Below are 19,416 nucleotides of genomic sequence, written 5' to 3' on the forward strand. Positions count from 1 at the left end.
GTGTTCGTTTTTGAGTCGTGCGGCGCTATTGCGTGGCGTTGCTGGCGCCCAGTTTGTGTTCCGCATAACTGGCAAGAAAGTCTCCGAACACCGTGGTCAGTTCCTCGAAACTCTGGGTTGGTTTTTCTTCCGAGAGATGGCGTACCACGGTGAAAACCCCGCCGTTGATATAAAAATAGGACACCGCCGGAATATTAGGCATACGCAACAGCTCCGGGTGGTGCATCAGGTATTGAGTAAACAGGTCCAACAGGGCGCGATTGATGGGCTCCAGATGCATCACCATGTCTTGGCTGAAAGCGTGGCGTGCACAGTTCAGATACAGCTGGCGATTTTCTTCAAGAAAATCGCGAAAGGTAAACAGCAGCTTACTCACTGCATCGCGGATATTCATCCGTACCAGTTCCGGAGTCAGCGGCTTAATCATGGCCACGGTATCGTCCACGAAACGGGCGCCGGCGGCTTTCAGTATGGCGTCCTTGTCCTCGAAATACTCATATAAAGAGCCCACGCCGATGCCGGCGATGTCGGCAACTTGGCGTGTTGTGGTGGCCGATGGCCCCTGCTGGGCAATCGAGATTAGGGCGGCCTCGACGATAGCATCGACGGTGGCTTTGGAGCGCTGTTGTTTGGGTTTGCGAGCCATAATGATTTCCGAGTTGAATCCGAACAAGCATTCGATCTACTGTCACATTAGAGGATGTAACAATAAACCGTTGCCTTGATGCAATGGCTATTTTGACTTGATGGAGCAGACGGCATGTTTGGTCGTAATAAAACCATTAGCGCGAATGCCTCCGCTGTTGTCACCGGGGCAGGAAGCGGCATAGGCCGTGCGTTTGCCGAAGAGCTGGCTCGGCGCAATGGGGCGGTGGTCTGTGCGGATATCAATCTGGGGACCGCCCAGGAAACGGCTGACCGCATTGTCAGCACGGGCGGGAGGGCGTGGGCGGTGCAGTGCGACGTCAGTGTCCAAGCAGAGGTAGAAGCGCTGGCCGAACAAGCAGATGCGCTGCTCCCAGAGCCGGTGAATCTGGTGATCAATAACGCGGGCGTAGGCGTGGGCGGCAAACCGGTAGGCGAGACTTCCATGGACGATTGGCACTGGACCATGGGCATTAACCTATGGGGTGTGATCCATGGTTGCCACGTTTTTGCACCGAGACTCAAGGCGCAAGGGTACGGTGGGATTATCAATGTGGCCTCTACGGCCAGTTTTGCGGCGGCCCCGTTGATGGGGCCCTACAACGTGACCAAGGCAGGGGTGTTGGCGCTGTCAGAGACACTGGCAGCCGAAACTTCCGGCACCGGCGTTAACGTAACGGTGCTATGTCCTACAGTGGTAAACACCAATATTTTCACCACTGGCCGGATCGATGCCGGGATCACGCCGCTGATGAACAGACTTGTGGAGCTTACTGGCGTGCCCGCCGAAGGTGTCGCGCTCACCACTCTCAAGGCTTTAGATCGCGGGCAGCTTTATGTGCTGCCGCAAATGGATGCACGAATGATCTGGCGGGCGAAGCGTTATCTGCCCTCCGTCTATACCCGTGGTGCCGGGCTGCTCAGCCGCTTGGCGTCCGCAAAAGCATAAACCGAATGCCGTTAAACGGCTTCAAAGCCGTATCGCAATAACAGGAGAGCATCATGGCTTCTATCGATTTGGAAAAAATGTTGGCAAAGATTCAATCCACCCAGTGGGCCCTGTCAGATATCGACTGGGATGCTCCCGGCGCGGAGCTGATTACCGAAGAACAATGGCCCAAGCTGAAAGCTTTCATGGCTGATGTGATGTGGATTGAGCACGTGGGCGCCAGGGCCTTTGCCGCCATGGCTAAGAAAGCGCCCACAGAAACCTTGCGTCAAATCTATACCTACTTTCACGCGGAAGAGCAGCGCCATGCCAATGTCGAAATGGCACTGATGAAACGTTGGGGGATGCTCGAGGGAGAAGGTATTCCCGAACCTAATATCAACTTACGATTGGCGATTGAGTGGCTGGATCGTTACAGCGATGAGATGCCGATTTATGTGTTGGGCACAATGGTGCCGATGCTAGAAATTGCTCTGGATGGTGCCTTGTGTACCTTCCTGCTGGAGACCGTAAAAGACCCGATTTGTCATCAGGCCTTTGAAAAAATCAATGACGACGAATCCCGTCATTTGGGCGTCGGCTTTAGCGTGATGGAAATGCAGGGGCGCGGGAAGACCTTTATTGGTGCCGCCAAAATGCTGGCCCCCCTGCTGAATCCTCGCCTGTTGTTAGGTATGGCCTCCTATCTGCCTTTGCTCAACAAGATGCGCGACAACATTATTGGTATGGGGCTGCCGGAAGAGCGCCTGTATGCCGCGATGGCCAAATTCGAAACAATTGGTGGGCGTACCGAAGATGGCCGTCGTAACCCTTGGTATCAGTTGGTCCGTCACCACGCCAAACTTATGGTAGATCGCAATAAACGTGTTTATCACGTACCCGTGGATGGTCTAGTCAAGTTGACCGGAATGATACCGCCCCGGATGCTGCCTGCTGTGCCTTCCTGGGTGAATGAGCTGACTTATCACCCCATTGCTTGATGTTACCGAAGACCACCATCATGTGCCTGGCAGATGATGGTGGTCTCCTGCTTTTTGATGAGATTTTGTTATGACTGCATCCCCTACTTCCCCTAAAAAGGCCGTTCGCAAATCGGCTTCCCGTCAGCGTTCTTCCTCAACGAAAGAGCCGGCGGTAACAAAAACACCAGTGATAAAACCGGCCTCGGTCCTGATTGTGGGCGCGGGGTTTGCCGGCCTAGGGATGGCCATTCGTCTCAAGCAGGCCGGTATTGAGGATATCGTGATTCTGGAACGAGCCAACGCGGTGGGCGGCACCTGGCGAGACAATCAATACCCTGGGGCCGCTTGCGACGTTCCCTCCAATCTCTATTCGTATTCTTTTGCGCCCAACCCGAACTGGTCACGGAGCTTCTCGGGCAGCGAAGAAATCCTGGGTTATATCCAGCATCTGGTGGCTGAGTTCGAGTTGGAGTCGTACATTCGTTTCGAGAAAAACGTGCAAGAGCTGTCTTTTGATGAAAAGAAAGGCATCTGGACCGCCACGACGGATAAGGGGGAGCAGTTTGCTGGGCGGGCCGCAGTGATGGCTCAGGGGCCCTTGTCGAACTGCAGTTTCCCGGCGATTACTGGTATTGAGGATTTCAAGGGCCACAAGATTCACAGCGCCCGCTGGGATCATGAGTACGATTTTACCGGCAAGAAAGTGGCTGTCATTGGTACCGGTGCCAGCGGTATCCAAATCATTCCCGAACTGGTCAAACAGGCGGCCCACGTGAAGGTGTTTCAGCGCACTCCGGGCTGGGTTCTGCCGCGTCCTGATTTTGTCACTCCGGCCTGGAACAAAGCCCTTTTTCGCAAGTTGCCGGCCAGCCAGCAGGCCATGCGTAATCTTCTCTTCTGGACCCATGAAAGCATGGCGCTGGCGGTAATATGGAACTCGCCGCTGACCCGCGTTGCTGAACGGGTAGCGAAGATGCATCTACGCCGGCAAGTGAAAGACCGCTGGTTGCGTCGTCAGTTGACCCCGGATTTCACCATCGGCTGCAAGCGGGTGTTGGTCTCCAATGATTATTACCCTGCGTTGCAAAAAGACAATGCCAAACTGATTACCTGGCCCATTGCTCGCCTTAGTGAAAAAGGGATTCGTACGGTAGAAGGTATTGAGCATCAGGCCGACTGCATCGTGTTTGCTACGGGCTTCGATGTCAGCCATTCCGGCACGCCTTTCCCCGTTAAAGGGCGTAAGGGTCGGGTGTTGGGTGACGAGTGGCAAGGCGGTGCCCAGGCCTACAAGAGCATTAATGTGTCCGGTTATCCCAATCTCTATATGACCTTTGGGCCTAATTCTGGGCCCGGTCATAATTCCGCCCTGGTGTATATGGAGTCCCAGCTTGATTACGCGGTGAAAGGGGTGCAGAAAATTCTTCAGGAAGACCTGAAGATGCTGGATGTGAAAAAAGATGTTCAGCGTAAGCACAACCAGGCCATGCAGAAACGGCTGGCAAAAACTAACTGGAATTCAGGTTGCAAGAGCTGGTATCTCACCGAAGACGGCTTCAATGCCACCATGTACCCAGGGTTTGCCACTCAGTACGCGGCACAGATGGCCGCTTTTGAAGAGAACGATTACGAAACCGTCTGATGTGAATCAGCTTGGTTTCGCTCGGTAAACGCGGCCCTGCCTGGCAGGTGCCGCGTTTTTTATGCCGCATTGAAAGTTGTTGGATTACCCCTTCCAGGCTCTCTGTACCCTTGGGTCAATTCCCTCTGTGGAACGGTGCTCTGTCCGTGGCCGCCCGGTAGCTGTCATCAAGTCGTCATTTCACTGTCGTGCTGGCTTCATTCCTGCCCTGTAAAACCCTGTGAGCAATCCGTTTGGGGGATCTGCAGATAACAGGGGAAACCGATGAAGAATTTGTATCTGGGAGCTGGTGTCATTCTGGCGGCAACGCTGACGGCCTGTGGTGGCGACAGCAATCAGCCTGACGCGGTTGTGGATGAGGCGGTGCGCACACCGGACAGTATCAAGCTCTCCTATGTCAGTCGCTATTCCACAGGCAGTTTTGATGCCTCCGCCGCAGAAATCCCGGCTTATGATGCGGCAAGCCAGCGTTTGTTCGTAGTGAATGCGGAGCAGGGCGAACTGGATGTGCTGGACCTGAGTGACCCTGAGAACCCGGTCAAGATCGATGCGATTAGTGTCGCAGGCATTGCGCCGGGCGCGGAAGTGAATAGCGTCGCTGCCAGCCATGGTTTGGTGGCGGTGGCCATTGAGGCGGAGCCGAAAACTGATAATGGCTTTGTGGCGTTGTATCAGGCCAGTGATTTGACCTTGCTGGGCAGCCAGCGGGTTGGCGCCCAGCCAGACATGGTGGCGTTTACCCCGGATGGAACCCGCGTGCTCACCGCCAACGAAGGCGAGCCCAGTGATGATTATCAAACAGACCCTGAGGGCTCTATCAGCATTGTGGATTTCAGTGATCCGTCCAACCCGGTGGTTAGTACTGCAGACTTCACGGCGTATAACGGCCAGGAAGAGAGCCTGCGTAACCAAGGGGTTCGCATTTATGGTCCGGGGGCATCCGCCGCGCAGGATCTGGAGCCGGAGTACATTGCGGTTTCAGCTGATGGCAACACAGCCTGGGTGACCCTGCAGGAAAATAATGCGCTGGCGAAAGTGGATATCGCCACAGCGACGATAACCGACATCGTTTCTCTGGGAGAAATTGATCGCAGCGTAGAAGGTAACGGGATTGATGCCAGCGATGACGATGAAGTTATCAATATCAGGACTTTTGCCGGTGTAGTGGGGCTGTACCTGCCGGACTCGATTCATGGCTATACCGTGAACGGCAAGACCTACCTGGTGACCGCCAACGAAGGGGATGCTCGGGCCTGGGGCGAAGACAATGACGACTACTGGGGCGAAGAAGCGGATGCAAAGGTGGTGCCGCCGGTCGCTTGTGAGCCGGATGCTAGCCAGGGCTTTGTTGAAGAATTCCGCGTGAAGCATCTGGTGCATAACAGCGGGTTTGCCCGTCGTTGTGGCGATGATTTGCCGCCGCAGCTGAGCGCGTTGGCAGAGGGAGCCCTGTTGGATCCTGCGGTCTTCGGCTATTGCGGTGCCACAGCGGGCGATTCCGGCGATTGCCGTGAAGACGATGTGCTGGGGCGCCTGAACATCACCTGGACGATGGGTTACAAGACTGACGTCGATGGCCAACCGCTGAAATTCATGGCCAATGGTTCGCAGCCTGAAGGAGACGAGGTGGGTACGCATATCATGTACGACACGCTCTACAGCTATGGTGGTCGTTCGTTCTCCATTCGCGATGACAGTGGTGATCTGGTGTTTGATAGCGGCGATGCCATTGAGCAGTTTCTGGCCAGCGACGACTGCAAGTTGGGCTCCGAGCGATCAATCGATTGTGCCGACTATTTCAACAGCGGCCACGATGAAGGCAATGCCATAGACAGCCGCAGTGATGCCAAGGGGCCTGAGCCGGAAGGGCTGACCATCGGTCAGATTGGCGACAAGCATTTCTTGTTCTTGGGGCTGGAGCGCATGGGGGGCGTGCTGGTGTATGACATTACGGATCCGGCGGCGCCGGTCTATCAGGATTATTTGAACAGCCGTGAAACCTGGGATGTGGCTCCGGAAGCGGGCAACCTGGATGGGTATGGGGATCTGGGTCCGGAAGGGTTGGTGTTTATTTCGGCTGCGGATTCTGCCAACGGCAAGGCGCTGCTGGTGGTGGGGAACGAAGTCAGTGGCTCCACCGCCATCTATGAAGTGCAAAGTGTCTTCAGCGAATAAATCACGGCAATAAAATACAAGCCCTGTGTGTTGTCAGGCGGCCTGCGGGCCGCCTTTTTGGGGCCGGGGAAATTCGTTTTGCTAAAGCAGCTTAGCGTTTACGGGCGGCTTGTTTGGCCTCAAAGGCTGCCAGTTGTGCCTCGCTGGCGGGTTTCTGGTAGAGCGTTTTCCATTCAGCGAAGGGCATGCCGTAGACGTATTCCCGTGCGCCGTCATAATCCAGTTCCACGCCTTGCTCCGTCGCCGCTTCCATTAGCCACTTAGCCAAACAATTACGGCAGAAATCTGCCTGGATCATCAGGTCGATATTTTGCACGTCTTTGTGTTCATCCAGATGCCGCAGCAGGTGGCGAAACGCGGCGGCTTCCATCTCGGTTTTGCTGGCTTGATCAATATCGGCCATTGGATTCTCCCGGTTCTGAAATCCCTATCTGGTGAGGCCCTTATAGAAGGGGGGCATAAAACAGCGGAAACGCCTTGCCGGCATTTCCGCTTTGCTGTTCTTTACGTGCCTTCAGGCCTCAATGCTCTTCAGATAATCATCGTAACTGCCGGTGAAATCGCGCACTCCGTCCGGGGTGATTTCCAGAATGCGGGTGGCCAAGGAGCTGACGAATTCCCGGTCGTGGCTGACAAAGAACAGTGTGCCTGGGTAGTTCTCCAGCGCTAGGTTGAGCGCTTCGATGGATTCCATGTCCAGATGGTTGGTGGGTTCGTCCAGTAACAAGACATTGGGCTGAGTCAGCGTCAGCTTGCCGAACAGCATGCGGCCTTGTTCTCCCCCGGAAATCACCTTCACGGATTTCATTACTTCGTCGTTGGAAAACAGCATGCGGCCAAGCGCCGCACGGACTGCCTGCTCGCCATCGCTGGTCCATTGGGCCATCCAGTCGAACAGGATCATGTCCTGTTCAAAGTCATGGCTGTGGTCTTGAGCGAAGTAACCGAGGTCGGCGGCTTCCGCCCATTTTACGGTGCCGGTATCTGCGGTCAGGTCGCCGGCCAGGCAGCGCAGCAGGGTGGTCTTACCGATGCCGTTAGGGCCGATAATGGCTACCCGTTCGCCGGCCTCTACTTGCAGGCTCAGGTCCTGGAATAGGGTCAGGTCATCGTAATGCTTGCCGAGCCCTTCTAGGGTTACCGCTTGGCGGTGTAGTTTTTTGCTTTGTTCAAAACGAATGTAGGGGCTAATGCGGCTGGAGGGCTTTACCTCTTCCAGCTGGATCTTGTCGATTTGCTTGGCCCGGCTGGTGGCCTGTTTGGCCTTGGAGGCATTAGCCGAGAAGCGACTAACAAAGCTTTGCAGGTCAGCAATTTCTTTTTTCTTCTTGGCGTTATCTGCATACAGCCGATCACGGGCGGCGGTGGCGGCGGTCATATACTCGTCGTAGTTACCGGGGAACAAGCGGAGTTCACCGTAATCGAGATCCGCCATGTGGGTGCATACACTGTTCAGGAAGTGGCGATCGTGGGAGATAATAATCATGGTGCTAGAACGGGCCACCAAAATATCTTCCAGCCAGCGAATAGTATGGATGTCCAAGTGGTTAGTGGGCTCATCAAGCAGCAATACGTCCGGATCGGAAAACAGCGCTTGGGCGAGCAGCACGCGCAGTTTCCAGCCGGGGGCCACTGCGGTCATCGGGCCCGCCTGTTGCTCCTCGGGAATGCCAAGGCCCAACAGCAGATCCCCGGCACGGGCTTCGGCGGTGTAACCGTCCATTTCTGCGAACTGCATCTCCAGTTCCGCCACGCGCATGCCGTCTTCTTCGCTCATTTCCGGCAGGCTGTAGATACGGTCGCGTTCGGCTTTTACCGTGGCCAGCTCGGTATGCCCCATGATCACGGTGTCCAGAACCGTGTATTCTTCGAAGGCGAACTGGTCCTGGCGCAATTTCCCAAGGCGATCATTGGAATCCAGCATGACCTGACCATTGCTGGGCTGCAGTTCGCCACCGAGAATCTTCATGAAGGTGGATTTGCCGCAGCCGTTGGCGCCGATTAGGCCGTAACGGTTGCCGTTGCCGAATTTGACGGAAACGTTTTCAAACAGTGGCTTGGCGCCGAACTGCATAGTGATGTTCGCGGTAGAAATCAAAGGACTATCCTGTAACGAGAGAGCGGCGGGGGCACGCCATCGACGGCTGCGGAGTACTCTCAGCAACCGGCGGGGAGAAAGAGGCGGCATTGTACCGGCTTGTCAGGCAAAACACAGTCCCGCCGGGCGGTATGGGTGGGGTGAAGAATTAAGCAAGAAGGCGCGTATTAAGCAGACAAACCAGGAAAGCGAGGGGCCATGACTATAAAATCCACCCTGATCGGGCTCGCCACGGGGTTGCTGGCGCTTTTGGCTGTTGGTTCTTGTAGCAATGATGGCAAGCAAGCGTATCTGCAACAGCAGGTACGGCAGACCTTGCAGGATAACAACCTGAGCGTTTGGCGGGTGGATACTCTGACCGTGACGGGGCGCAATGAAGAGGGGCATGAGGACCATTCTGCTACCCATTACCTGTTTGATGTGGCTCTGCTGCTGCAGGAGGATCTGCAGCGGGTGCGTTATGCAGATGCAGATACTCGGGAACTGGTGGTGACGGCGGGGGCTCGGGCAGGGGAGCGAGCAGTGTTGCCCGGTGTGGCGAAAATTGAAGGCGAACAGACCGGACTGTTCGATAAGGACGATGTGACCCAGGCGCGGATTAGCTTGTCGCTTACGGACCTTCCTGCTGGCCTGCCGGCCTCCCTGTTGCGGCAGCGCTTCGCCGATTGGCAGCAAATAACCGTGGGTAGCGATGCTTACCAGTCCTTGCTCAATCGGCTGCGACGCTTGCTGCTGGATGAGCAGCGAGCCTTGATCGATGTCTCTGATCGGTTGCGCCGTGCGCGCCAGCAGCTCTCGGTGCAGGATGAGGAGTTGCGGGAATTGGAAGAACGCGCGCAGCAATCCAGCGAAATGGGAGAGCCCATGGAGCGGGCCAGTGAGGGCATCGAGGCCTTAATGGCGCGGGTGGATCAGTTGCAGGTGGAGCAGTATTCCCAGGAAGAGGCCGTCGAGAAATTGCGAGCGGACTTGGATCATCTGCAAGGCGTTCCCTAAGCCCCGGCTCGTGATCATCAAGGCTTCGATTTATGGGAGGCTATGGGTATCATGGCGGCTTCTTTCCTGTATTGGATTCAGCCATGTTTGAACAAACCATTACCCCCCGCTTTTACGAGACCGATGCTTTTGGCCATGTGAATAATACGGTTGTCACTGGTTGGTTTGAAACCGGTCGTGCGCCGTTGTTTCGGCTTTTCGGTGACGCGGAAAATCCAGCATCAATGCCGTTGATTCTCGCCCGAGTGGAGGTCGATTTTGTCGCTCAGATTTACTATGGCAGTGACGTGATCCTGCGTGCAGCTATTGAGCGCATTGGCAACAGCTCCTTTGTGGTGATTCAGCAGGCATGGCAGAACGGGGCTCTGGTGGCCAGAGGGCGGGCCGTTCAGGTGTATTTTGACCACAAGACGCAGGCCTCAGCGCCGCTGCCCGATGATCTCCGTGACGCTTTAGCCCAGCACGAAGGCGAGCTACCAGAAAGCTAATCGTTGCAATAGATAGGGCTTCATGGCGCTTTGAGGTGCTAGCGCTACACTAACGAATCAACATGTATTGCTGAGCGAGAATCAGGATGGCCTACAAGGGACAGGAAAACCTAGAGCACCTCAACCCCCGCAAGGTTGGTGTGCTCATTACAAACCTGGGAACCCCAGATGCGCCGGAAACAGGCGCCCTGCGCCGTTATCTGCGGGAGTTTCTTTCTGATCCCCGAGTGGTGGAGATTCCCCGCTTTATCTGGTTTTTCATCCTTAATCTGGTGATTCTGGTCATTCGCCCTCGTAAGTCTGCGGAAGCCTACAAAAGCGTGTGGACGGAAGAGGGCTCGCCGTTGTTGGTGTACAGCCTTGCCCAAGGGGAAGGTATTCGTCAGCGCTTGCAGAGTAAATATGGCGATGATGTGGTGGTGCGTGTGGCCATGCGTTACGGCAATCCGTCCATTGCCAGCCAGTTGCAGGCGTTTGAGGACGAGGGCATTCGTAAGCTGGTTGTGTTGCCGTTGTATCCGCAATATTCCGGTTCCACCAATGGCTCTACCTTTGATGCCGTGGCCCAGGATTTTATGGGCCGACGCTTGCTGCCTGATCTACGCTTTATTAGCCATTACCCGGATTACCCGCCCTATATTCAAGCCATGGCTGAGCATATTCGTGCCTACCGAGAAAAGAACGGTAGTGCGGACAAGTTAGTATTTAGCTTTCACGGTGTGCCGAAACGCTTTTTGCTCAAGGGCGATCCATATTTCCATGAGTGCCACCAAACATCACAGTTGTTGGCCAAGGCGCTTGGGCTGAGTGATGGCCAGTGGATGACCACGTTCCAGTCCCGCTTTGGCGCAGAAGAGTGGCTGCAGCCCTATACTGATGCCACCATGAAATCCCTCCCCGGTGAAGGCGTGAAATCAGTACAGGTATTCTGCCCAGGCTTTTCTGCGGATTGCCTGGAAACCGTGGAAGAAATTGACCAAGAAAACCGTGAGTATTTTGAAGAAGCTGGCGGTGAGTCTTTTGCTTATATCTCCGCACTTAATGCTGAACCTGCCCACCTGGATGCTCTGGCCCAACTTGTTGAAGATAACCTGCAGGGCTTTCTGCCCTGACAGTCCACCCTAACAGGACTAGCAATGGGGTTGATACCCAAATTGGGGTATGCGATAGGCCGTCTCCTTTTGCTATTTTGTAATAGAGGTTCCCTGCCTTAGTACGGGACCTCTATTGTGTCTGTTGTCGGGGTAAATGATGTTTAAATCCATTGCTTTCATAACGATTTACCGGCGGGGCGTTTGGGAACCGAGGAGGTGGAGATAGTAGAGAGGAATTAGACTGATTCTCAGGGGGGCCTCTACCTTCAGATTTATGCCAATGGAAAGCAGGTTAACCGACAGGGGCTGTCTGGGTTTAGCGGAAAAGAAATGCGTGTCGCATACGTTTGGACGGTGAATGACTGGTTCCATTTCTCTCGATTGGACTCGGGCGCTAAGTTAAGGGTCGATATAACGAACATAAGAGGGTCGAAAACGTTATCTAAATCTATGGTGCTAACGAATGAGGAATCCGAGGCTCTTGTTTTCAACGGTAAATACGATGGCCTGGTTCAGTATTACTATGTGTGCTCAAAATGTAATGCTGATTTGCAAACGAATTATTATTCAGATGCTCAGCGGATTGTCTGGTTTTCTGGAAAGTACAAATTCAAGGCTGACCGTGGATCAGGCCTAGATCGAGTGGCTAGTTGTCTCGGGGAACGATTCAATACTACCGGAAGCAATGGTTACGTTACGTTGATGCGTGCTAACACGCCGGCGGAAGCTGCTAGAGAATGGCCCATGGCTTATCAGGCGTATGGGCGATGGGCGTGTTCAGCCAAATGGACGTATTGATAAGCCGGGTATTGAAGATCTGCAGGCCTGCGCACGCTCGAAAAGGTTACAGGTAACGTTTGAGCAATAGCCCGGTTGCCGACGATGTCGGGCCACCGGGCGGGTACTTACTTTGGTGGCGGCTATTGGTTAGTGAGGTGGCGAATTAGCTCGTCGGTAAACTCGCTAGTGCTGGCGCGGCCCCCTAGATCTGGAGTCACTACTTCACCTTGGCCGACCACATGGCGTACCGTACGGCGCAGTTTCTTTGCCTTGTCGTGTTGCTCCATGTAATCAAGCATCATCGCCCCGGCCAGTAAGATGGCAGTGGGGTTGGCGATGCCTTTGCCGGCGATGTCTGGGGCGCTACCATGCACCGCTTCAAATAGGCCGCCATGTTCCCCGATGTTGGCCCCTGGGGCCACGCCCAACCCACCGATCAGCCCGGCACACAGGTCGGAGAGAATATCGCCAAAAAGATTGGTGGTGACCAGCACGTCGAAACGGTGTGGGTTCATGGCTAGCTGCATGGCGCAGGCGTCCACAATCATTTCTTCGTGTTCCAGGTTTGGGTAATCCTTACGCACCTTGCGTGCCACATCTAGAAATAGCCCAGAGGTGGATTTCATGATGTTTGCTTTATGTACCACCGTGACCTTTTTTCGGCCTTGTTTGGTCGCCGTTTCATAAGCAAAGCGCAGTAAGCGTTCGGACTCAGTACGGGTGATACGGCTACGCAGCTCGGCGGTTTCGCCGTCGTCGCTGACGGTTTGCCCCAAACCAGAATAGATGCCTTCGATATTTTCTCGGATGGTCATGATGTCCACATTGTCATAGCGGGACTTCACGCCGGGAATGGAGAGGGCGGGGCGCACATTGGCGAACAGGTCAAAGGTCTTGCGAAGGGTGACGTTAACGGAAGTAAAGCCGCCGCCCACTGGCGTGGTGATGGGGCCTTTTAGGGCTAGGCGATTGCGACGTAGTATGGTGAGAGTCTCTTCGGGTACCAGTTCCAGCCCTTTATCAAGAGCGGTCTGTCCTGCGATGGCATATTCAAACTTGAGCCCGCAATCCAGTGCGTCCAGAACTCGCACTGTGGAATCCACGATATCCGGCCCGATTCCGTCCCCGGGAATAACGGTTACGGTGTTCTCGTTCATATTGCCTCCTGATTGCGGTTGGTGAGGGTGAAACCGTAGTGTCCGAGTTTGTGCCGGACTGAGGGGTGGTCCCTATTCTGGCACGCTGGCGGGCAAGATGAAGTCCGACCTAAGTCGTGATGCTCGCGGTGTGAGCTCGGCTCTCGTGTTCAGGCTGGCAACAGCGCTGGCGTGGAGATCCTGCGCTGTTGCCCGGGTGGGCGGGCGCAGGAGGTCGCGCTGTATCGTGCTGCGCCGGACCTGATTGTGGTTCGCTATATTAGCACATCAGCGGTCTGCGCGGGGCCGTAGCGGTAATGACGTTGTCTGGGGTTTGATGCGAAGGGACTAGGGGCTCCAGAACGATGCGCCAAGGGCCTGCCGGGTGTGCATAATAGGCGCCTGAATTAATGCAAGTGGGCAGCCCTGATGTGCTGCCATTGAGGGAGAATGCGTGTGGATGCAGTGGTTTCGATCAAGAACCTGCACAAGACTTATCAATCCGGGTTTCAGGCGCTCAAAGGCGTGGATCTGGATATTCGCGCTGGCGAGATCTTTGCCTTGCTGGGGCCCAATGGTGCGGGCAAAACCACGCTGATCAGTATTATTTGCGGTATTGTTAATCCTTCTTCGGGTACGGTGCGGGCCGCAGGCCATGACATCATTTCCGAATTTCGTGCCGCAAGAAGTGCCATTGGGTTGGTGCCTCAGGAAATTTCCACGGATGCCTTCGAAACAGTTTGGGCAACGGTGAGTTTTAGTCGTGGCCTTTTTGGAAAACCGCGCAATGATGCCCATATCGAAAAAGTGTTAAAGGCATTGTCTCTGTGGGACAAGAAAGACAGCAAGATCATCACGTTGTCCGGTGGCATGAAACGTCGGGTGATGATAGCCAAGGCGCTGTCCCATGAACCCAGAATTTTGTTTCTTGATGAGCCCACCGCGGGCGTGGACGTGGAGTTGCGACGTGAAATGTGGGAAATGGTACGTCAGCTTCGTGAGCAAGGAGTCACTATCATCCTGACTACCCACTACATTGAAGAGGCCGAGGAAATGGCCGACCGAGTGGGGATTATCAGCAAGGGTGAAATTATTCTAGTGGATGAAAAATCGCGCCTGATGGAGAAGCTAGGCCGCAAACAGCTGATCGTGCATCTGTCTGAGCCATTGACGGCAGTGCCGGATGTGTTGGCAGGGCAGGAACTGGCGTTGGCCGATGAAGGCTTCTCACTGGTGTATAGCTACGATGCCAACCAGGAAAACACCGGCATTGCCGAACTGCTACGTCACCTGAACGAGCAGGGTATCGATTTCAAAGACCTGCACTCACGACAAAGTTCGCTGGAAGATATTTTTGTGGATCTAGTTCATAACGGTAAGCCTGGCGCTAGCCCGGTTTCGAATGGAGCCACCAGTGAAAAACCCAATGTACCGGGGGATGAAAAATGAATATTCACTCCATTCGCGCGATTTACAAATTCGAGATGGCGCGAACCTGGCGTACTCTGATGCAGAGTGTTGCATCACCAGTGATCTCCACATCGTTGTATTTTGTGGTGTTCGGGTCCGCCATCGGTTCACGTATGGTCGAGATTGATGGTGTTAGTTATGGCGCGTTTATTATTCCTGGGCTGATCATGTTGTCTCTGATGACGCAGAGTATTTCCAACGCGTCTTTTGGTATATACATGCCCACCTTTTCCGGCACCATTTATGAAGTGTTATCTGCTCCTGTGTCCTATGTGGAGATTGTGATCGGCTATGTGGGGGCTGCGGCTACCAAGTCGACGATTCTGGGGTTGCTTATTCTTCTTACCGCTCGATTATTTGTGGATTATGACGTGCAACATCCACTTTTAATGATCAGTTTTCTGTTGCTTACGGCAGTGACGTTCAGTTTGTTTGGCTTTGTTATCGGGGTGTGGGCCGATACGTTTGAGAAGTTGCAGATCATTCCTTTGATGATTATTACACCGCTGACCTTCCTGGGGGGCAGTTTCTATTCCATCGATATGTTGCCGCCGGTCTGGCAGACGGTGACTTTGTTCAATCCGGTGGTCTATTTGATTAGTGGATTCCGTTACAGCTTTTTCGGCGTCGCCGATGTACACATTGGTGTTAGCTTGGGTATGACGTTGTTTTTCCTGACCCTGTGCATGGGGCTGGTGTGGTGGATTTTCAAAACCGGTTATAAATTGAAGAGCTAAGTGAGTGAGTAAGCACGGTTGCTAGTGGGGGTGCTCGCGCTACCGATTGGCTAGCGGCGCCGTTTGGCGCCAGCCCCGACATTTCTGCGGATTACTACCATGATCGTTCGAGAGCGTCCTAACGCTATTGCCCTATTGCTTGCCCTGCGAGGCTCGGTAGTGCCGGAAATTTTGCCGCATATTGCCTTTGTTGCGTTGTTTTCCGTGGCGGTTGCAGCGCTTAGCCACTATCAGCTGATTGGTTTGCAAAGTCTGACTATCATGCCGGTGACCCTGCTTGGAATCGTTTTGTCGATTCTGCTTGGTTTTCGCAACAATGCCTCTTATGACCGGTGGTGGGAAGCCAGGAAGCAGTGGGGGCAGATGGTTAATGAAATACGCAGCCTGGCTCGGGTTAGCGGTGCGCTGCTAGGGGAAAATGCGCCTGCCCGGCGAGCTATACTGATGAGGGCCCTTGCCTATGCCCACGCCCTGAAAGGGCAGCTACGGGAAGAAAATGTTGGCGAGGATTTGTTGGCCTGGGTGTCGCGTGAAGACTGTGATCTAGCATTGGCAACCGCGAACCCTGCCGATGCCTTTATCGCACAGGCTGGCAGCCTGCTGGGTGAGCAGTATCGTCAGGGCTCGTTGGATAGTATGGGTTTGAGGATGCTTGATGAGCGTTTGGCCGCGCTGAGTAAGGTTCAGGCTGCCAGCGAACGAATTGCGACTACGCCTCTGCCGTTTGCCTATACCTTGTTGGTTCACCGTACAGCCTATGTCTATTGCTACCTGTTGCCTTTCGCATTGACCGGAAGCATGGGATGGGTGTCACCCATTCTCACCGCCGTCGTAGCCTATACCTTCTTCGGTATTGATCGCCTTTCTGAGCACCTAGAAACACCGTTCGGGCGCGCCCCTAACGACCTGCCGTTGGATGCCTTGTGTCGTATCCATGAAATTTCCGTTGCGGACGCGTTGGGGGATGTTGCACCCGCGCCCTTACCGGTAAAGAACTTTCAGCTCCAGTAAGTCGGGTTAATAGGAAACGAGAACATTTTGGTTTTGGTGTGAAGTCAGCAGTGCAGAACGGCAATTACTCGAGCTCGTTTTGTGTATTGGTGTGGTTTTTCGTAGGCGGAATTCACTGTCTCAATAGTGTGCGGCAGCTCGGTTAGCATCACGGGGCCAGTGCGGTGGTCCGTGCCCTCGCCTCGCAGGGTCGTGATCACTGGGTGTTTTTAGCAAGCTCCAGCCCGCGAGCAAGGCTCGCAGGCCGAGTTTTTCAGTCGATGACGGTGAAGGTCATGCCGGCATTATCCTGTAGTCGTTTCAGTAAGGGCTCGCCAAGGAGAGTGGCTGTTGTCCAGAAGCCGCCGGGGGCGTCTTCTGCCACGTCTTGTGCCAGGCAGGCGGCGGCTTGCCCAAGCAGTTTGGCCGTGGAGCCGTAACCGGGGTCCGCATCGCCGGTGACTTTTACTTTCAGGGTTTCGCTGTTGTCGGTGTGGCCAACAAAACGGATGTCATAGAAGCCGGCTTTTTGTGCTTCCGGGCTGGGCCCCTCGCCGGGTTGCGGCATTACAAATGTGTTTAGCACCCAGCGGGTGGGCTTGACCGCGGCGGCGACAAAGAACAGGCCGGTGCCGACGCCGATACCCAGTGCTTTCATGCGCCCGCCCATGCCATTGCCAGTGAGCATGGCCTCGCTATAGATGAAGTGATCGGAGTAGGCCTTGCCACTCAAGGTGTTGGAGCGATGCACCACGCGGCTGTTAATGGCATCCATCACAAAAGGGCCAACCCAGGCGTTGAAATCGTCATCGTAACTGGCCAGTCCGATGCTGTTCTGGCGGCTCTTGAAGCCGTGGTCCGGAGGGCAGAGCAGGTACGGGTCGGCCAATTTCTTGCGCAGAGCCGGGTCTTTGCCTGCTTCTTCTGCAATATTCATCATGCTAGCGACGGTGCCGCCGGATACACCACCCTTGGCGACCTTTACCCGCATGTGCACAGTGCTGGCGGGGGCGTTAAAGCGCGCTTGAGATTGCTGTTGGAGAAAGTAGACCCCCATGTCAGAGGGAATGGAATCGAATCCGCAGCAGTGCACGATACGTGCGCCATTTTTCTTGGCGGTGGTTTCGTATTTTTCTAGCATTTCCGCTATCCACTGGGCTTCCCCTGTGAGGTCGCAGTAATCAGTACCGCTGTTGACACAGGCCTTGATCATGGGCTCGCCATACAAGGCGTAGGGCCCCACCGTTGAAACCACTACGCGAGTTTGCGCGCAGAGGGCGTCTAGGCTGTCGGCGTCGTTGGCATTGGCGATGATCAAGGGGAGGGTGCTGGCGCCGTCGCCGAGAGAGGCTTTTACTCGTTTCAGCTTGTTCTGCGAGCGTCCGGCGGCTGCCCACTTCAATTCACCATTGGCCCCGTAGGTGTCAAAGAGGTATTGGCAGAGAATCTGGCCAACGAAGCTGGAGGCACCGAAGACCACCACATCAAATTGTGAATCGCTCATGGGGACACCTTAAAGAATCAGCGAAATGGATCAATAACATCAGCGTAACTAGAACGTCTGGCTTTGAGGCTATCCTAAGCCATTGAGGCGCCAATGCGTAACCAGTGAGATCACGCACGGGCAGGGCAGAAGGCTCCATTCAGGCTCTGGCAAGGCCTATTTCGACGGCCATGGGAGCGCGCGTCTTCTGCTGAATTACTGGTGTCGGCGCGGGCCATCCAGTTTGCAAAGGATGTAAGGCCGTATAATGTTCTTTATCCGCAACATTTCTTGAACTTCCTGCTACTACCGCAAGGGCAGGGATCATTTCTCCCAAGCTTTAACACGCTCGATTTGGGTGTGCCGTCCAGGTAAAACCAGTGGCCATTTTCCTTAACAAAACGGGAGTTTTCTTCCAGGACGCTGAGGCCTTGGCGATGTTGGCTGGTCGCGCGGAAATGGACGGTGCCGGTGTCACCATCGGTATCGCAGTGAAGAATCTCCAATGCCAGCCACTGTTCGTCACTATCCAGCGTGAGGGTGGCGGGACGCTGGCTATGGTGCCAGCTGCTGGTCAGGTAGGCGGTATTGTTTAGGGCAAAGGCGCAGAACCGTGAACGCATCAACGCTTGCGGGGATGGTGCGGGTTTGCCCTCATGCAGAGGCTGACAGCATTGGCGGTAATCCAGGCCGGATTGGCATGGGCAGGCGGACATTTTTAGCTCCAGAAAAACAATCAAATAACGCAATCAAATCCTGGCGTAACGGTTGGATGCTTTGGTCGCCCTAGGCGATGTAGCACCAGGGCATTTGTTGCCTCGTTTAGCCGCGCGCCAGCCCGGCGGTGTTGCCAGAGAAGTGTAGAGAGCCTTCTGCCATGGCCTCCTCGGGCGTTATACTGCCCGCTCAGAATGACAGCCAGCCGGGGAAACCATGAAAGACGTGCGCGAAGAATATCACGCTGACGGCCTGATCGAAGCCACCCTCCATGATGATCCGCTGGAGCAGGCCCGTCGTTGGGTAGATGAAGCGATTGAAGCTGAATTGCCGCTGCCCAATGCCATCACGCTTGCCACGGTGAGCGCCAATGGCCAGCCTTCTTCGCGAGTGGTCCTGCTCAAGGGAATCGAGAATCAGGGGTTTACCTTTTTTACCCACTACGACAGCCGCAAGGGTGAAGAGATCGCGGCCAACCCCAAGGTGTCCTTCACCATGTTCTGGCAGCCATTTGATCGCCAAATGATAGTGATTGGCGAGGCGCAAAAAGTGGATCAGGAAGAATCAGACAGTTACTTCGCCTCCCGCCCCTATGCCAGCCAGGTGAGTGCAGCCATTTCCCCCCAGAGCCGACCCGCTAGCCGGGAATGGTTGGAGGCAGAGGTGTCGAGGCTGGAGCAGGAATTTCCTTCGGCGCCGGTGCCTCGCCCGGAGCAGTGGGGGGGCTACCGGATCATCCCCACCGAGATCCAGTTTTGGCATGGCCGCCCCAGTCGTTTGCATGACCGTTTTCGGTACGTGAAGCAAGGAGATGGCTGCTGGCAGCGTGAACGCCTTGCGCCATAAGCTTGTGCTCACAACGCCACTACACATCGTTGGCGGACGGCTAATGAGCTGAAATACGTGATAGCTTCTTCTGCTTTGCGAGGCTTTTCCGGTGCCATAAAAAAAGCGCAAGCCAAAGATAGCAAGAATATGGTGCTATCAATGGCTTGCGCCTTCTTTGTTTGGTGGGCCGGCGGGAATCGAACCCGCTTCTCGAACTGGTCAATCT

At 54.9% G+C, this 19,416-nt stretch carries 17 protein-coding genes; 11 read left to right on the forward strand and 6 right to left on the reverse strand.

The window, feature by feature from the left end:
- Positions 1-25: 25 nt before the first annotated feature.
- Positions 26-646 (reverse strand): TetR/AcrR family transcriptional regulator, encoded by a 621-nt coding sequence (locus tag AS19_RS01450; protein WP_035458946.1) that lies wholly within the window; start codon positions 644-646, stop codon positions 26-28.
- Positions 647-760: 114 nt separating this feature from the next.
- Here AS19_RS01450 and AS19_RS01455 point away from each other — a divergent pair, with 114 nt between their 5' ends.
- From AS19_RS01455 to AS19_RS01470, 4 genes are all read left to right on the forward strand, one after another.
- Complete coding sequence (locus AS19_RS01455; protein ID WP_011587582.1) at positions 761-1,594, forward strand: SDR family oxidoreductase; 834 nt, start codon at positions 761-763, stop codon at positions 1,592-1,594.
- A 53-nt stretch (positions 1,595-1,647) separates the two neighbouring features.
- The gene (locus AS19_RS01460; RefSeq protein WP_011587583.1) at positions 1,648-2,574 is read left to right on the forward strand and encodes a hypothetical protein; all 927 of its coding nucleotides are present in this window, start codon (positions 1,648-1,650) and stop codon (positions 2,572-2,574) included.
- 70 nt (positions 2,575-2,644) lie between these two features.
- Positions 2,645-4,198, forward strand: a complete 1,554-nt coding sequence (locus tag AS19_RS01465) for an NAD(P)/FAD-dependent oxidoreductase (RefSeq protein ID WP_011587584.1) — start codon at positions 2,645-2,647, stop codon at positions 4,196-4,198.
- A 264-nt stretch (positions 4,199-4,462) separates the two neighbouring features.
- On the forward strand, positions 4,463-6,373 hold the full coding sequence (locus tag AS19_RS01470; RefSeq protein ID WP_011587585.1) for a choice-of-anchor I family protein: 1,911 nt from the start codon (positions 4,463-4,465) through the stop codon (positions 6,371-6,373).
- Positions 6,374-6,464: 91 nt separating this feature from the next.
- On the opposite strand, the gene AS19_RS01475 is transcribed toward AS19_RS01470, so the two are convergent.
- Positions 6,465-6,776, reverse strand: a complete 312-nt coding sequence (locus AS19_RS01475) for a DUF1244 domain-containing protein (protein ID WP_011587586.1) — start codon at positions 6,774-6,776, stop codon at positions 6,465-6,467.
- Positions 6,777-6,887: 111 nt separating this feature from the next.
- Positions 6,888-8,471, reverse strand: coding sequence for an ABC-F family ATPase (locus AS19_RS01480; RefSeq protein ID WP_046961634.1), 1,584 nt, complete (start codon positions 8,469-8,471; stop codon positions 6,888-6,890).
- A 198-nt stretch (positions 8,472-8,669) separates the two neighbouring features.
- Between AS19_RS01480 and AS19_RS01485 the strand changes: the two genes are divergently transcribed.
- From AS19_RS01485 to hemH, 3 genes are all read left to right on the forward strand, one after another.
- Complete coding sequence (locus tag AS19_RS01485) at positions 8,670-9,467, forward strand: hypothetical protein (protein WP_011587588.1); 798 nt, start codon at positions 8,670-8,672, stop codon at positions 9,465-9,467.
- Positions 9,468-9,550: 83 nt separating this feature from the next.
- A complete protein-coding gene (locus AS19_RS01490) occupies positions 9,551-9,955 on the forward strand; it encodes a thioesterase family protein (protein ID WP_041705216.1) in 405 nt (134 codons plus the stop codon).
- Between the two features lie 86 nt (positions 9,956-10,041).
- On the forward strand, positions 10,042-11,067 hold the full coding sequence (gene hemH / locus AS19_RS01495; protein ID WP_011587590.1) for a ferrochelatase: 1,026 nt from the start codon (positions 10,042-10,044) through the stop codon (positions 11,065-11,067).
- Between the two features lie 902 nt (positions 11,068-11,969).
- Here hemH and AS19_RS01500 read toward each other — a convergent pair.
- Entirely contained in the window at positions 11,970-12,986 is a 1,017-nt protein-coding gene (locus tag AS19_RS01500; RefSeq protein ID WP_011587592.1) for an isocitrate dehydrogenase, read from the reverse strand.
- Positions 12,987-13,415: 429 nt separating this feature from the next.
- Here AS19_RS01500 and AS19_RS01505 point away from each other — a divergent pair, with 429 nt between their 5' ends.
- From AS19_RS01505 to AS19_RS01515, 3 genes are all read left to right on the forward strand, one after another.
- Positions 13,416-14,414 carry an ABC transporter ATP-binding protein gene (locus AS19_RS01505; protein ID WP_011587593.1) on the forward strand — a complete coding sequence of 333 codons (999 nt, stop codon included), beginning with the start codon at positions 13,416-13,418 and terminating at the stop codon, positions 14,412-14,414.
- Positions 14,411-15,172: an ABC transporter permease gene (locus AS19_RS01510; RefSeq protein WP_011587594.1), complete on the forward strand. Its 762-nt coding sequence runs from the start codon at positions 14,411-14,413 to the stop codon at positions 15,170-15,172. Before AS19_RS01505 ends, AS19_RS01510 begins: the two co-directional genes overlap by 4 nt.
- 99 nt (positions 15,173-15,271) lie before the next feature.
- Positions 15,272-16,183, forward strand: coding sequence for a bestrophin family protein (locus AS19_RS01515; RefSeq protein WP_046961636.1), 912 nt, complete (start codon positions 15,272-15,274; stop codon positions 16,181-16,183).
- 253 nt (positions 16,184-16,436) lie between these two features.
- On the opposite strand, the gene AS19_RS01520 is transcribed toward AS19_RS01515, so the two are convergent.
- Together AS19_RS01520 and AS19_RS01525 are read right to left on the reverse strand one after the other, a co-directional pair.
- Positions 16,437-17,666, reverse strand: a complete 1,230-nt coding sequence (locus tag AS19_RS01520) for a trans-acting enoyl reductase family protein (protein WP_046961637.1) — start codon at positions 17,664-17,666, stop codon at positions 16,437-16,439.
- 254 nt (positions 17,667-17,920) lie between these two features.
- Positions 17,921-18,361: a YchJ family protein gene (locus AS19_RS01525; protein WP_011587597.1), complete on the reverse strand. Its 441-nt coding sequence runs from the start codon at positions 18,359-18,361 to the stop codon at positions 17,921-17,923.
- A gap of 217 nt (positions 18,362-18,578) precedes the next feature.
- Between AS19_RS01525 and pdxH the strand changes: the two genes are divergently transcribed.
- The gene (gene pdxH / locus AS19_RS01530; RefSeq protein ID WP_011587598.1) at positions 18,579-19,208 is read left to right on the forward strand and encodes a pyridoxamine 5'-phosphate oxidase; all 630 of its coding nucleotides are present in this window, start codon (positions 18,579-18,581) and stop codon (positions 19,206-19,208) included.
- Positions 19,209-19,416 lie beyond the last annotated feature (208 nt).

Source organism: Alcanivorax sp. NBRC 101098 (assembly GCF_001010505.1).
Lineage (GTDB): Bacteria > Pseudomonadota > Gammaproteobacteria > Pseudomonadales > Alcanivoracaceae > Alcanivorax > Alcanivorax borkumensis.

Bases quoted from the DNA above. Each gene is read 5' to 3' on its own strand.
- AS19_RS01450 (WP_035458946.1), bottom strand. From the start codon at position 646: ATGGCTCGCAAACCCAAACAACAGCGCTCCAAAGCCACCGTCGATGCT.
- AS19_RS01455 (WP_011587582.1), top strand. From the start codon at position 761: ATGTTTGGTCGTAATAAAACCATTAGCGCGAATGCCTCCGCTGTTGTC.
- AS19_RS01460 (WP_011587583.1), top strand. From the start codon at position 1,648: ATGGCTTCTATCGATTTGGAAAAAATGTTGGCAAAGATTCAATCCACC.
- AS19_RS01465 (WP_011587584.1), top strand. From the start codon at position 2,645: ATGACTGCATCCCCTACTTCCCCTAAAAAGGCCGTTCGCAAATCGGCT.
- AS19_RS01470 (WP_011587585.1), top strand. From the start codon at position 4,463: ATGAAGAATTTGTATCTGGGAGCTGGTGTCATTCTGGCGGCAACGCTG.
- AS19_RS01475 (WP_011587586.1), bottom strand. From the start codon at position 6,776: ATGGCCGATATTGATCAAGCCAGCAAAACCGAGATGGAAGCCGCCGCG.
- AS19_RS01485 (WP_011587588.1), top strand. From the start codon at position 8,670: ATGACTATAAAATCCACCCTGATCGGGCTCGCCACGGGGTTGCTGGCG.
- AS19_RS01490 (WP_041705216.1), top strand. From the start codon at position 9,551: ATGTTTGAACAAACCATTACCCCCCGCTTTTACGAGACCGATGCTTTT.
- hemH (WP_011587590.1), top strand. From the start codon at position 10,042: ATGGCCTACAAGGGACAGGAAAACCTAGAGCACCTCAACCCCCGCAAG.
- AS19_RS01500 (WP_011587592.1), bottom strand. From the start codon at position 12,986: ATGAACGAGAACACCGTAACCGTTATTCCCGGGGACGGAATCGGGCCG.
- AS19_RS01505 (WP_011587593.1), top strand. From the start codon at position 13,416: ATGCGTGTGGATGCAGTGGTTTCGATCAAGAACCTGCACAAGACTTAT.
- AS19_RS01510 (WP_011587594.1), top strand. From the start codon at position 14,411: ATGAATATTCACTCCATTCGCGCGATTTACAAATTCGAGATGGCGCGA.
- AS19_RS01515 (WP_046961636.1), top strand. From the start codon at position 15,272: ATGATCGTTCGAGAGCGTCCTAACGCTATTGCCCTATTGCTTGCCCTG.
- AS19_RS01520 (WP_046961637.1), bottom strand. From the start codon at position 17,666: ATGAGCGATTCACAATTTGATGTGGTGGTCTTCGGTGCCTCCAGCTTC.
- AS19_RS01525 (WP_011587597.1), bottom strand. From the start codon at position 18,361: ATGTCCGCCTGCCCATGCCAATCCGGCCTGGATTACCGCCAATGCTGT.
- pdxH (WP_011587598.1), top strand. From the start codon at position 18,579: ATGAAAGACGTGCGCGAAGAATATCACGCTGACGGCCTGATCGAAGCC.